Origin of the sequence: Montanilutibacter psychrotolerans (assembly GCF_003719825.1) — a bacterium.
In the GTDB taxonomy this organism is placed as follows: Bacteria; Pseudomonadota; Gammaproteobacteria; order Xanthomonadales; family Xanthomonadaceae; genus Montanilutibacter; species Montanilutibacter psychrotolerans.
In genome coordinates, this window is sequence record NZ_RIBS01000001.1 from 140009 (window position 1) to 153868 (window position 13860).

Consider the following 13860-nt stretch of genomic DNA (forward strand, 5'->3'; position numbering starts at 1 on the left):
CCGACGACATGCTACGGGGCCAATTGACCCCCTTCGGGCATGCTTGTTGCGTTATGCAAACAGCGCGCCGCGCAGTGTGCGTGGCGCGCTGCAATACGCATGCCACGCACGCTGCAACGCATGCTCAATACACGGTCGCGCGTGCCTGCACGAACGAGTAGAAGAACACCGCATCGGGATCGCTCTGCACCTGGTGCATCTCTTTTCGCACGCCTTCGACCGTTGCCGCATCGACCTTTCCCGCGGCCAGCAGCTGGTCGGCGGCCGACAGCATCAGCTCCTCCCAGAACGCGATCATGGTCTTGCGCCGACCCGGCTCGCGATTGTCGAAGTGGAAGGTCTTGACCTCGGTGGCGACATCACGGAAACCGCCTGCCAGCAGCAGGTTGCCGAGCTTGGCCCCAACGAACGGATCGCCGCCACTGTCGATCTGGAAATCGTTGAACGCCATCCAGTAGCGCCACACGTTTGGCGAGTAGGGATCGAGCAGGAACGAGGCGTTCATCACCTCGGTCACGTACACCGTCGCGCCGGGCGACAGCACACGCCGTATCTCGCTGAGCACCCGCGCCGGTGAGGGCACGTGCTCGAGCACCCAGCACAAGAAGGCCGCATCGAAGCTGCGCGGCTCGAACGGCAGGTCGGTGGCGTCGGCCTGCTGCAGCGAGTAGCGGCCTTCGAGCCATGGCATGCGGCCGAGGTTGTCGTGGGCGGCGGACAGCTGTGCGTTGCTGAGGTCGACGCAGGTGGCGTGCAGGTCGGGGAAACGGCGCAGCAGGATTTCGGTCTGCGCGCCGACACCACTGCCAACCTCGAGCAGCCGACGCGCGCCGGCGAAGTCGATGTTCCGGAAGATCGTCGACTCGGCGATGTGCGCCTGTTTCACGAGGCGCGCCTGCTCGGTGGACGAGAACCCGTGCAGGTAAGGGAAATCGGTGGTGCTGCGGTTGGTTGCGTCGCCGCTCGAACTGTCGTCGCCGGCGGTGATGTGGTCGATGCTTGCCATGGAACGCCTCGGATCGGGATTGCCAACGCGCATGGTGCGCGCGAAATCGTCGATCCGCGTGACGGCAATCGCGGTATCGAGAACCCGGTCAGGCTGCCGATTGCAACGGGTCGACACCGGCGATCAGCGCATCGAAATAGTCGCGGGTGAGGCGCAGTTGCGCCTGCGCGGTCTCGGCGCGATTGACCACGGCACGGAATGCGGCGTTTTCCGGCCGGTCCTTGGCGTACCAGCCCAGGTGCTTGCGGGCGATGCGCACGCCCGAGACTTCACCGTAGAACTCGTGGAGGTGCTCGAGGTGGCCCATCAGCACATCGCGGACCTCGGCCAGGCCGGGCTCGGGCAGCAATTCGCCGGTTGCCAGGTAGTGGGCGATCTCGCGGAAGATCCACGGACGGCCCTGTGCGGCGCGACCGACCATCACCGCGTCGCACCCCGTGTGCACGAGCACCGCCTCGGCCTTGTGCGGCGAGTCGATATCGCCGTTGGCCAGCACCGGTATCGACAGCTGCGCCTTGATCGCGGCGATGGTGTCGTATTCGGCGATGCCGGTGTACTGCTGGTCGCGCGTGCGGCCGTGGACCGCGAGCGCGGCGATACCCGATTCCTGCGCGATGCGTGCGATCTGCGGCGCGTTGCGTTGGCCTTCCGCCCAGCCCGTGCGGATCTTGAGGGTGACCGGCACGTCGACCGCGCCGACCACCGCTTCGAGAATGCGCGCGACCAGTTCCGGCTCGCGCATCAGCGCCGATCCCGCCCAGGCGTTGCATACCTTCTTGGCCGGGCACCCCATGTTGATGTCGATGATCTGCGCGCCGTGGTCGACGTTGTACTTCGCCGCTTCGGCCATGACCTGCGGAACGGTGCCGGCGATCTGCACGCTGATCGGATCGGGTTCGCCGGCGTGATCCATGCGATGTCGCGACTTGGCGGTGGTCCAGAAGCGCGGGTCGGAGGTGGTCATTTCCGACGCGCACAGGCCCGCGCCCAGGCGCTTGCACAGCACGCGGAACGGCTTGTCGGTGACGCCGGCCATGGGTGCCAGCACGACGCGTGGGGCGATCGTGTGGGCGCCGATGACAAAGGAATGGCCGCTGGACATGACGGCAGTTTAGCGGAGCGGGCCGGGGAGGCCCGAACCGCCGCCGCGACCAAGTCGCCGTCGCGCTCGGCCGTGCGCTGGGCTCAGCCGTCTCCCGGCCCGAACCGCGCCTGGAAGTCCGCCTGCCTCGGCATCGAGGCCGCGGCGCCTTCCGCCTCGGTCGACAGGCCCGCGTAGCGGTTGGCAAAGGTGACGTGTTCGGCGAACGCCGCGCCCGGCCGGGACGCCAACGCCGCGACCAGCGCGCCGTTGAACGCATCGCCGGCACCGGTGGTGTCGACCGCCTGGCAGGGTTCGGCGGCAATGCGATAAGTGCCGCTGGTATCGCCCCGCAACGCATCGGCCGCGTGCGAGACGAAACAGCCCGCCGCGCCGAGGGTGACCACGACCGAGCCGCGCGGGTGCAGGCGACGGCACAGCGCGTGCAGGGCGTCGTCGCCCAGCCCGCCGATTGCGTCGGCGGTGGGCGAATCGATGCCGGCGCGGCCGAGCAGGGCGACGAACTCGGTTTCGTTCGGGGTCAGCACCGTCGCCAGTGCAAGCAGTTCCGGGCTGGCCACGGCATTGGCCGGCGCCGGATTGAGTACGGTGACGACACCGGCGGCGCACGCGATGCGCAACGCCTCGGTGACCGCAGCCAGCGGCGATTCGAGCTGCGCGAGCACCGCGCTTGCCGAGCCCAGCAGGTCATGCTGATCGGCGACGAACGCCGGCGACAGCGACGCGTTGGCACCGGCGCCGATGACGATGCAGTTGCGGCCGTCGGCGTCGACGTAGATGCCGGCCGTGCCGGTGGGCGCGTGACTGTGCGCATCGCGCAGGTCGATGCCATCGGCGGTGGCCAGCGCACGTGCGAGCTGGCCTCCGATGTCGTCCCCCAGCGCGCACACGAACACCGTGTCCGCGCCGGCGCGGGCGGCGGCGGTGGCCTGGTTGAAGCCCTTGCCGCCGGGTCCGGTGTGGTACTCGCCGGCCAGCGTCTCGCCGGTGTCGGGCAGCTTGGCCACCGACCACACGTGGTCGACGTTGAACGAGCCCACGACGACCACGCGGCCCGCGCGCTGCGTCATGGGATCAGCTGCCCAGGTACGTCAGCACGCCGGCGATCGTGGCCGTCATCAGCGTGGCGATGGTGCCGCCGAGCACGGCGCGCAGGCCGAAGCGGGCGAGGTCCTGGCGACGGTCCGGGGCAAGGCCGCCGATGCCGCCGATCTGGATCGCGATCGAGCTGAAGTTGGCGAAGCCGCACAGCGCGTAGGTCGCGATCAGCTTGCCCTGTTCGGTCAGCGCGACGCCGGGGACCTTGCCGTTGACGATGTCTGCCAGCTGCAGGTACGCGACGAACTCATTGAGCACGATCTTCTGCCCGATCAGGCCGCCGACCACGTTGGCGTCCTGCCACGGCACGCCGATCAGCCAGGCCACCGGCGCCAGCACGAAGCCCAGGATGGTGGCCATGTCGGTCGGCTTGCCGATCATCGCAGCCAGGCCGGTCGCCTCGCCGATCCAGGTCAACGGCCAGTTCAGCAGCGCGATCAGGGCGATGAAGGCCAGCAGCATTGCACCGATGTTCAGCGCCAGGCGCAGGCCGTCGGCCGCGCCCGCGGCGGCGGCGTCGATGATGTTGCTGGTGGTCTTCTCGACCTCCATCTTGATCACGCCGCGCGTGAGCGGCGTCCCGGTTTCCGGGATCAGCAGCTTGGCGACCACCATCGTCGCCGGCGCGGCCATGATCGACGCGGCCAGCAGGTGCTTGGCGTAGAACGCCTGCTGCACCGGATCGCCGCCGCCCAGCATGCCGACATAGGCCGCCAGCACGCCGCCGGCGATGTGCGCCATGCCGCCGATCATCATCGTGATCAGCTCGGATTCGGTCATCTTCGAGATGTACGGGCGCACCGTCAGCGGCGCCTCGGTCTGGCCGATGAACACGCTGGCGCAGACGCTGGTGGTTTCCGCGCCGGACACGCGCATGACCTTGGTGATCGCCCACGCCATCGCGCGCACGACCGCCTGCATCACCCCCAGGTGGTACAGCACGCTCATCAGGGCAGCGAAGAAGATGATGGTCGGCAGCACCTGGAAGGCGAAGATGAAGCCGTACTGCGACACGTCCATCAGGCCGCCGAAGATGAACTTCGAACCCTCGCCGACGAAGCTGAGCACCTTGACGAAGCCGTCGCCCAGCGCAGAGAACGCGTCCTTGCCGCCGGGAACCAGCAGCACCAGCGCGGCGAAGGCGATCTGCAGCGACACACCGGTGACGACGAGTTTCCAGTCGACGGACCTGCGGTTATTCGAGAACAGCCATGCGATGCCGATCAGCACCACGAGACCAAAAAGGCCGAACCCGACCCGGGTAATCGCTTCCACGTACTCTCCCCTGGGGCCGGACTTCGGCCATAAATGGACGCCGCAGGCTAATGCACGGCCCCGTATGGCGGCAACCGGCCTGCCCGTGCAAGGCGTTGCCATGGCGGGGCGTGCCAGGTGGTGCCCTGGGGCCGTTGCCGGCTCGACTGTCGTATTGCCAGCCGCGCGTACCAGCACCTGCGTGCCAGCCCCCGCGTGTCAGCCCTCGCGCGCGACCACGCGATTGCGGCCGTCGCGCTTGGCCACTTGCAGGCGCTGATCGGCACGACGCAGAAGGCGCGACAGATCGACGCCGTCCTGCGGAAAGCCGGCGAGGCCGGCACTGAAGGTCATCTGCATCGGCTCGGCGCCGCGCTCGGACTCGAACGGGCGCTCGGCCAGTTGCCGCCGGATGGCATCGACGCGTTCCCATGCCGTGCCGACCGGCTTGCGCAGGACCATCACGAACTCCTCGCCGCCCAGCCGGACCAGCCATTCGCCGTTCTCGGGCGAGGTGCGCAGCACGGCAACGGCGTGCCGCAGCGCGCGGTCGCCGCTGTGATGCCCGAGTTCGTCGTTGACGCGCTTGAAGTGGTCCAGGTCGATCAATGCGACCGTCAGGCTGCCGCCGCCCTGGCGCGCGGCATCGAGCAGCCGCGGCATGCGGTGCAGCAGCCACGTGCGGTTGGGCAGGCGGGTGAGGCCGTCGGTGCCGGACATCTCGACCAGGCGCTGCATGCGATAGACCACCATCGCGGTGATCAGCGTCACGATCGCCATCAGCAGCAGCCGTTGCACCTGGTTGCTGGGCGTCACGGTGCCGTAGTCGCTGGAGATCAACTGTTCGGGCGACGTGATCAGCGCGAAGATCGCCCACGACAGCCCGCCGTACTGCAGGATCGCCAGCAGGCCGGCGAACAGGGTCGTGCGGCCGTCGCTGCGCAGCGCGGTGACCAGGATTGCCAGCAGGTAGCCGCACCACACGATCATGCTGTTGAGCGCGGCTGGCAGGTGGTTGGTGGCCAGCAGCATCAGCACCAGGGTGGTCGCGCTGACGTCGAACGCGGCCGTCGCGAACGGCAACCACTGGAAGCGGCGGCGGAAGCGGGCGAGAGCGAGCCAGATCAACGCGAATATGTTGACGAACACCGCGCCGGCCAGCCCGATCAGGGTCTCGGCGACGCTGCCGCCGGCCAGGATGTTTCCCAAAGGCAACAGCAGCAACAGCCCGGCGACCAGCGCGCGCAGCTGTGCGACCAGCAGTTCGCCGCCGGCGCCGACCTCGAGCATGATCTCGTCCGGCCGCGACAACAGCGCGGCGACGATGTCGCGAAGGCTACGTCCGGTGGCCTGCATTCCATTCCCCAGTGGCTCGACGTTTCCGTGGGTCCCGTCACGGCGGCCGATGACCTTGGACCCTGCGCGCCGTCGCCGACGCACTGCCGAGGATAGCGCGCGCCAGCGGCGGCCGCCGGAGCGGTGCGGCGGTTCAGCCGATGCCGCGCGCCGCCACCCACGCCGCCAATCCCATGAACACGGCGGCCGCGGCGGTGCGCGCGGCCTTCAGCGGCAGGCGGTCGGCGAAGCGATGCCCGAGCAGCACCACCGGGACGTTCGCCAGCAGCATGCCCAGCGTGGTGCCGGCGACGACCTCCCACAGCGGCGGGTACCTGGCCGCCAGCAGCACGGTGGCGACCTGGGTCTTGTCGCCGATCTCGGCCAGGAAAAACGCAATGGTGGTGGCGATGAACGCATTGCGTGCGGGGAGGGCGTCGTCGTCATCCAGCGAATCGGGCTTGAGCGTCCACAACGCCACCGCCAGGAAGCTGGCCGCGACGATCCAGCGAAGCACGTCGGGTCGCAGCCACTGCGCGACCAGTGCACCGAGCCAGGCAGCGAGGGCGTGGTTGAGGACGGTCGCCACCAGGATGCCGGCGATGATCGGCCACGGCTTGCGAAACCGTGCGGCGAGCAGCAAGGCGAGCAGTTGGGTCTTGTCGCCGATTTCGGCCAGGGCGACGGTGCCGGTCGAGACCAGCGCGGTGGCCAGTGGCAGGTCGAACAGGGTCAGGGCGTGCATCGAAACTCCGGGGCCAGGCAAGGAAAGCGAAAGCAAACGCCTCGCAGCCCGGCCCGGGTTGTGCGCGACGCCTGCCTTCGGTCTTGCCCGCGTTGGCGGCCGTGTCGGTCCGCTGCATCGCATCTGCGCCATGGCCTGCCGGCCAAGTGTGTTGACGCAGGTCCCCGCGTGTCGTCGCAGCGCGTGCCGATGGTCGGCCGGTAGCGGCTGTGGCGCGGGTGGGCTACTCCCCGGAGGAAGAGCGCGGCCATTGTAGCCAAGTCATCGTGAACGGCCCAACCGCTCCGGCGGCGGTGGCGAACGGATTCGCATCGTGCGCGGCGATCGTCGTCCCGCGGCGCAGGTTCGCAAAGCGGGCGGCACGCATTGAACCGGCGCGGCGTCGCAGCGCAGACTGATGTCCGATTCGAATAACGGGACTCGCCCATGCAATATCGCCGCCTTGGTTCTTCCGGCCTGCAACTGTCGGTCCTGTCGCTCGGCGCCTGGGCCACCTTCGGATCGCATGTCGGACGCGGTGTCGCGCGCGATCTGGTCGCCACCGCCTGGGACCACGGCGTCAACTTCTTCGACAACGCCGAGAGCTACGCCAACGGCGAGGCGGAGCGCGTGATGGGCGATGTGATCGCCGACCTGCGCCTGCCGCGCGATGGTTACTGTGTGTCGAGCAAGGTGATATTCGGCGCCGCGACCGATCCCCGTCCGACCCAGAAGGGCCTGTCGCGCAAGCACGTCACCGACGCCTGCCACGATGCGCTCAAGCGACTGCGCGTCGATTACCTCGATCTGTACTACTGCCACCGCCCCGATCCCGACACGCCGATCGACGAAACCGTGTGGGCGATGGATGCGCTGATTCGTCAGGGCAAGGTGCTGTATTGGGGGACGTCGGAGTGGTCGGCGGCGCAGATCCGCGAGGCGCACAAGGTCGCCCGTGCCCACCATCTGCACGCGCCCACCATGGAGCAGCCGCAGTACAACCTGTTCCATCGCGAGCGCGTCGAAATGGAGTACGCGCCGCTGTATGCCGAACTGGGCCTCGGCGTGACGACCTGGTCGCCGCTTGGCTCGGGGCTGCTCACCGGCAAGTACAACGACGGCGTACCCGCCGACGCGCGGCTGGGCCGTGAGGACCTGGCGTGGTTGAAGGAAGCGTTGCTGGGCGACAGCGGCGACCGCCGCCTCGATCGGGCGCGGCGATTCACCGCGTTGGCCACCGAGTTCGGTGTGGCACCTGCGGCGCTGGCGATTGCGTGGTGCCTGCGCAACCCGCACGTGTCGAGTGTGATCCTCGGCGCGACCCGCCCGTCGCAACTGCTGGAAAACCTGCAGGCGATTGCGCTGGGCGATCAGTTCGACGAGTCGGCGTGGCAACGTGTCGAGGCAGCGGTGGCCTGAGCAGAGGAAACCGGGTCCGGCGATCTCCCGAAAGCATCGCCGGGCTGCTGCGGACGCGGCCTGCGTCGCGAGGATCGTGACCGGCATCTCACGATTTGGCAGGGGGTGGGGCGGGGTGTTCTTGCCCTCGGTTGCCCGCCCCGCGTGATGTCGCAGCATTCCGCTAGTGACCCCGGTGGTTCCTACAGGTTGTTTCGGCAGATCAGCATGTTGACTCGCAAATGAGAATGCATATCATCAGCAGCAACTCCCGCCGCGAGTCCTGCCGATGTCTCCGCGTCCGACCCTGCTGCAGCTCAAGCCGCGCGCTGAACGCGCGCCCGTTTCTTTCCCGCTGGATGTCAACGCCACGTTCGAAAGCACCGCGTTGCTGCGAGGCACCCGTGAAGTGCTCATTCGCCACGGTGGCGAGGTCTACCGCCTCCGTCATACGCGCAACGACAAGCTGATCCTGACCAAGTAACCCACGCTGCCCGCCATCGCGATCGCCGCGGCGATCGCGATGGCGCGTTCTCAGTCCCCCAGGGGCCGCCCGCCACCGGCAATCGCCGGCACGCCAGCTCGCCGTCTGCACTTTCCACGTGCGAGCCATTCCATGCGTTTCAACCCGTTGTTCCTTGCCCTGTGCCTGGCCCTGCCTGGCGCAGTCCTCGCCCATGACGCGCCCGCCGGCCACGACGCCGCCGCGACAACAGAACTCGATCGCATCGTCGTCACCGCCACCCGTACCGGGCGCGCCGTGACCGACGTGCCCAACACGGTCGACGTGATCGATCGGGAGCGCATGGACGAGACCGTCGTGCGCGACCTCAAGGACCTGTTCCGCCACGAACCCGGCATCACCGTGACCTCCGGGTTCGGCCGGTTCGGCATCGGCGGCATCCGCATCCGCGGCCTCGACGGAAACCGTGTCCGGGTCCAGACCGACGGCATTCCGGTATCGGATGCATTTTCCATCGGCAGCTTCTCCAACGCCAACCGCAACTTCGTGGACCTGGACACGCTCAAGCGCGTGGAAGTGGTGCGTGGGCCGGCGAGTTCGCTGTATGGCTCGGATGCACTGGGCGGCATCGTGTCGTTCACCACGCGCGACCCGTCCGACTTTCTGGAAGCGGGCAGGGACGCGTACTTCGGCTTCAAGCTCGGGTACCAGGGCAGTCAGGATGGCCTGTTCGGTGGCGCCACGGTGGCGGTTGGTGGCGAGCGGTGGTCGGGTCTGGCCAGCGTCGGCCATCGCCAGGGACGGGAGACGGAAAACCAGGGCGACAATCGTGCCGATGGGGCCCGGCGCACCGCGCCCAATCCCCAGGACCGCGACGGGCGAAGCCTGTTGTCGAAGCTGGTGTTTTCCCCATCCGCCGACCAGCGCTTCCGGCTGACCGTCGAAGGCAACGAGGATCGCGCGCGCACCGACCTGCTGAGTGCAAAGGGCCTCCAGCCGATGACCGGCGCCACCAACCTGCGGGTAACCGGCGACGACCGCCAGCATCGCGCTCGCGTCTCGTTCACGCACGAAATGGATGCGCTCGGCGCCGGTTTCGCCGAGAGCCTGGACTGGCAGATCTACCGCCAGGACAGCCGCACGCGGCAGGACACCGTGGAGGTCCGGCGCACTGCCACCGGACGCAACGAACGGCGCGAGCGCGAGTTCGATTTCGAACAGCGACGGGTCGGGTTGCAAGCCAACGCCCATGCGGCTTTCACCACCGGCAGCGTCGCCCATGCGCTGAGCTACGGCATCGACGTCTCCCGCACGCGCACCTCGCAAGGACGCGACGGGCGCGTGATCAACCTGGACACCGGCGCGGTCAGCGACGCGATGCTGCCGGACGTGTTCCCGGTGCGCGACTTTCCGCTCAGCACCACCACCAACGCCGCCGCCTACCTGCAGGACGAGATCGGCTTTGCCGATGGCGAAGTGCGGTTGGTTCCCGCCGTGCGCGTGGACCACTACCGCCTGCGGCCCCAGGTCGACGCGATTTTCGCCGGCGACAATCCCGGCGTGGCGGTACGCGGCATCACCGAGACCAGCGTGTCGCCGAAGCTCGGCGTGGTGTGGCACTTCGCCCCGCGCTGGTCGCTGTTTGGTGGCTACGCGCACGGGTTCCGCTCGCCGCCGTACAACGACGTCAATATCGGTTTCACCAACGTGCAGTTCAACTACACCGCGATCGCCAATCCGGATCTCAAGCCCGAAACCAGCGACGGCATCGAGACCGGCCTGCGCTTTGCGGGCGACGTCGTGCACGCCAGCCTGTCGGGCTACTACAACCGCTACGACGACTTCATCGAGTCCTTCCGCTTCGTCGGCTTCAACCCGGCCGGGCTGATGGTCTACCAGTCGCAGAATGTCGCCGATGCGCGCATCCGCGGTATCGAGCTGAAGGCCGGGGTTGAACTGGGTGGGCTGTCTTCGCGGATGCAGGGCTGGTCGTTGCGCGGCTCGGCCGCGTACGCGCGCGGTGAGAATCGCAGCGACGACGTGCCGCTGGACTCGGTCGATCCGCTGACCGCGACGGCTGGAATTGCCTACGGCCGCGATGACTGGGGCGTGGAACTGGCAGGCCGGTTCGTCGGGCGCAAAGCGCGCGCCTCCGCCCCGGCGTTGTACCGCCAGCCCGGCTACGGCGTCGCCGACCTGTTCGCGCATTGGGATTTCGCGCCCGGCGCGACCGTCGCCGTGGGCGTGTTCAACCTCGCCGATCGACGCTACTCCGACGCGGGCGATGTGCCCGCGGTGGACGCCGACAACCTGGTCCTGGACCGCTACACCGCGCCGGGACGGAACGTCTCGATGAGTGTGTCGTTCAACTGGTGACGCGCAGCGGGTTGTGACGCGGAAACAAGGCCGTGTCATGCCACTTAACCACCTCGAACTGGCATCGCCTCCAACCGGCATTGCCACTGCGCCGACAACCGCGGCGCCCGCCAGCGCCGCCAACATCCACCGGAGTCTTCATGAAGATACTTCCCGCGCTTTCCATCGCCGTCGCCTTGGCGCTGGCCTTTCCTGCATCCGCCATCGCGCACGAGCCCGACGGCGCGGTCGCCGACCCCGCACGTGACCGCGCCGCCATCCTCGCGATGCAGGGCGAATACGCCGTCGACTTCGCGTTTGACGAAACCGTGCCGCTGCAGCCCGCCTACCAACGGCAGCCGCCCCTGCGCAGCGGAGGCCACGAGGCGGTGATCGTCGTCGAGGACGCCGCCCGCGATGGCCGGCCCGACAGAATCGTGCTGCAGCACATCCTGGTCGACCCCAAGAGCGGCCACGTCACCAAGCACTGGCGGCAGGACTGGCACTGGCAGGCCGCCCAGCGTTTCGAGTTCAGCGACGAGCAGACTTGGCGCGTGCGCGACATGCCCGCGGCATCCGCCGCTGGGACGTGGACGCAATGCGTGTACGAAGTCAGCGACGCGCCGCGGTACTGCGGCACGGGTCGCTGGCATCACGACGATGGCGTGTCCACCTGGACCAGCGACCTGTCCTGGCGGCCGTTGCCGCGTCGCGAGTACACGCGACGCAGCGATTACAACGCGCTGTCGGTGGTCAATCGCCACACCGTCACGCCGTCAGGCTGGAGCCACGAACAGTTCAATACCAAGGTGCAGCGCGGTCCGAACGGCCGGCAGCGGGCGCTGACCCGCGAGTTCGGATTCAACGACTACCGCAAGTCCGAGGGTGTCGACTTCCGTCCCGCGCGCGATTACTGGGCCGCGACGCAGGCGTACTGGGCGCGTGTGCGTGAACGCTGGGAGCCCCTGCTGACCTCGCCAAGCGGCGTGCACCTGAAGACCCGGGTCGACGGCATGGCGATGATCGTTCCGCTGTTCGAGCAGGCGCAGGACGTGGAGCAGGGTGGGCAGGTATCGGACACCGCCATCGACGCGGTGTTCTCCGCCTGGGTGGAACCGGCGACGTCGCCCACCGCCGCCCTGCAGGCGGATCGCTGACGGCGCGGCCCCGGGGCGTCGCCGTGGACGGGGCGTCCCCCGTGCGGCCGCTCGCCGTGGTCCTATACTCGGGTCAGGCACAGAAGAGGGGACGGGGACATGGGTCTTGGATCGATGCTTGCTTTCGTGTTGCTGGTCGCCGGCGTCATCGTCCTGTTCAAGGCGGTGCGCATGGTGCCGCAAGGCTTCCAATGGACCGTGGAGGCGTTCGGAAAGTACACCCACACGTTGACCCCGGGTCTGCATTTCCTGGTGCCGATCTACCAGGGCATCGGGCGCAAGATCAACATGATGGAGCAGGTGCTGGAGGTTCCCAGCCAGGACGTGATCACCAAGGACAATGCGGTGGTCAAGGTCGACGGCATCGTGTTCTTCCAGGTGCTCGATGCGGCAAAGGCCGCCTACGAGGTGGCGCAGCTGGAGATCGCCACGCTCAACCTGGTGATGACCAACATCCGCACGTCGATCGGTTCGATGGACCTGGACGAATCGCTGTCCAAACGCGATGAGATCAACGCCAAGGTGCTGGTCGCGGTCGACCAGGCCACCCATCCGTGGGGCATCAAGGTCAACCGCATCGAGCTCAAGGACATCGCTCCACCGCGCGATCTGGTCGAATCGATGGCGCGGCAGATGAAGGCCGAGCGTGAAAAGCGCGCCAACATCCTCGAAGCCGAGGGCTTCCGCCAGGCCGAGATCCTGAAAGCCGAGGGTCAGAAGCAGGCGGCGATCCTGGAGGCCGAAGGCAAGCGCGAGGCGGCGTTCCGCGAGGCCGAGGCCCGCGAGCGACTGGCCGAAGCCGAAGCCAAGGCGACCGCCCTGGTGTCGGACGCGATTGCCAACGGCAACGTGCAGGCGATCAACTACTTCGTCGCCCAGAAGTACATCGAGGCGTTCAAGGCGCTGGCGCAGGCACCCAACCAGAAGTTTGTGATGATGCCGATGGAGTCGGCCGGCGTGATCGGCTCGCTCGGCGGCATCGCCGAACTGGCCAGGGAGGCGCTCGGCAACGCGCCCGCCGTGCGGCCCGCGGCACGGCCCGGCGCCACCCCGCCACCGTTGTCCGGGAGCTGATCGATGCAGTGGAACTGGCAGACGGTGGGTTGGGCAGCGGTGGCGCTGCTGCTGTTTGCGGTCGAAACTTTGGCGCCCGGCGCATTCATGCTGTGGCTCGGCTTCGCCGCGACGGCGGTGTTCGTAATGGTGCTGCTGGTGCCTGGCGTGCCGATGCTCGGACAGGTGACGGCCTTCGTGTTGTTGAGTTTCGTGTCGGTGCAGATCTACCGCCACTGGTTCCGCGGCCGCGGTCGCACCAGCGACCAGCCGATGCTCAACCAGCGTGTCGAGCAACTGGTCGGGCGGGTGGTGCCGCTGGAGCAGGCGATCGTCAACGGCCAGGGACGCGTGCAGATCGCCGACGCGTACTGGAACGTTTCCGGCCCCGACCTGCCGGCAGGTGCGGCGGTCAGGATCGTTGCCAGTGACGGCATGAACCTGCGGGTCGAGCCCGCCGGCTGACATGGCCACCACGCCGCGAGCCCGCCGCTTCGCCATGCGCTGGCTGGCCGGCTGTGTGATCGCGTCGGGAGCGACCATCGACGCGATGCACGGCGCGGCGGTTGCTGCACCACCCGTGGGCAGGACCCTGATCGGACAATCGGCGCAGGGCGAATCCGCGCAGCGCGATTCAACCGAGCGCGCTTCCAGTGAGCGCGTTTCCACTGAGCGAGATTCCGCCGAGCGCGATCCCACGAACGCTGCCACGAAGCGCGTTTCCACGCAGGACGAACCCGTCCGTGGCGAACCCGTCGGCTCCGAGCCTGGCGGGGTTGACCCGATTCCCGGTTGGCCGTCGCTTCGGTTCCACCGCCCCTCTACGCCGGCGGCGAGGCCTCTTCTGCGCATTCCCATGCGACCCCAGCCAGAAGCGACGCCGATCGCGGGCGCGTCGGCGTCGTCAGTCGTCGA

At 68.1% G+C, this 13860-nt stretch carries 12 protein-coding genes; 6 read left to right on the top strand and 6 right to left on the bottom strand.

The window, feature by feature from the left end; all coding sequences use genetic code 11:
* Positions 1–124: 124 nt before the first annotated feature.
* The 6 genes from EER27_RS00550 to EER27_RS00575 form a co-directional block, all read right to left on the bottom strand.
* Entirely contained in the window at positions 125–1006 is an 882-nt protein-coding gene (locus tag EER27_RS00550; RefSeq protein WP_123086633.1) for a class I SAM-dependent methyltransferase, read from the bottom strand.
* 88 nt (positions 1007–1094) lie between these two features.
* Positions 1095–2108, bottom strand: a complete 1014-nt coding sequence (dusB, locus tag EER27_RS00555) for a tRNA dihydrouridine synthase DusB (RefSeq protein WP_123086085.1) — start codon at positions 2106–2108, stop codon at positions 1095–1097.
* Positions 2109–2191: 83 nt separating this feature from the next.
* Entirely contained in the window at positions 2192–3178 is a 987-nt protein-coding gene (locus tag EER27_RS00560) for a ribokinase (protein WP_123086086.1), read from the bottom strand.
* A gap of 4 nt (positions 3179–3182) precedes the next feature.
* Positions 3183–4481, bottom strand: a complete 1299-nt coding sequence (locus tag EER27_RS00565) for a NupC/NupG family nucleoside CNT transporter (RefSeq protein WP_223807099.1) — start codon at positions 4479–4481, stop codon at positions 3183–3185.
* A gap of 198 nt (positions 4482–4679) precedes the next feature.
* Positions 4680–5816 carry a GGDEF domain-containing protein gene (locus EER27_RS00570; RefSeq protein WP_123086088.1) on the bottom strand — a complete coding sequence of 379 codons (1137 nt, stop codon included), beginning with the start codon at positions 5814–5816 and terminating at the stop codon, positions 4680–4682.
* A gap of 133 nt (positions 5817–5949) precedes the next feature.
* Complete coding sequence (locus tag EER27_RS00575; protein WP_123086089.1) at positions 5950–6540, bottom strand: TMEM165/GDT1 family protein; 591 nt, start codon at positions 6538–6540, stop codon at positions 5950–5952.
* Between the two features lie 426 nt (positions 6541–6966).
* On the opposite strand from EER27_RS00575, the gene EER27_RS00580 reads away from it, so the two are divergent.
* The 6 genes from EER27_RS00580 (at position 6967) to EER27_RS00605 (ending at position 13410) form a co-directional block, all read left to right on the top strand.
* Entirely contained in the window at positions 6967–7938 is a 972-nt protein-coding gene (locus EER27_RS00580; protein WP_123086090.1) for an aldo/keto reductase, read from the top strand.
* 268 nt (positions 7939–8206) lie between these two features.
* Positions 8207–8401, top strand: coding sequence for a hemin uptake protein HemP (hemP, locus tag EER27_RS00585; protein WP_123086091.1), 195 nt, complete (start codon positions 8207–8209; stop codon positions 8399–8401).
* 132 nt (positions 8402–8533) lie between these two features.
* Positions 8534–10756 carry a TonB-dependent hemoglobin/transferrin/lactoferrin family receptor gene (locus EER27_RS00590; protein WP_223807100.1) on the top strand — a complete coding sequence of 741 codons (2223 nt, stop codon included), beginning with the start codon at positions 8534–8536 and terminating at the stop codon, positions 10754–10756.
* A gap of 140 nt (positions 10757–10896) precedes the next feature.
* A complete protein-coding gene (locus EER27_RS00595; RefSeq protein ID WP_223807101.1) occupies positions 10897–11892 on the top strand; it encodes a DUF6607 family protein in 996 nt (331 codons plus the stop codon).
* Positions 11893–11991: 99 nt separating this feature from the next.
* Positions 11992–12966, top strand: a complete 975-nt coding sequence (locus EER27_RS00600; RefSeq protein ID WP_123086093.1) for an SPFH domain-containing protein — start codon at positions 11992–11994, stop codon at positions 12964–12966.
* Positions 12967–12969: 3 nt separating this feature from the next.
* A complete protein-coding gene (locus EER27_RS00605; protein ID WP_123086094.1) occupies positions 12970–13410 on the top strand; it encodes an NfeD family protein in 441 nt (146 codons plus the stop codon).
* The last annotated feature ends 450 nt before the right edge of the window (positions 13411–13860 follow it).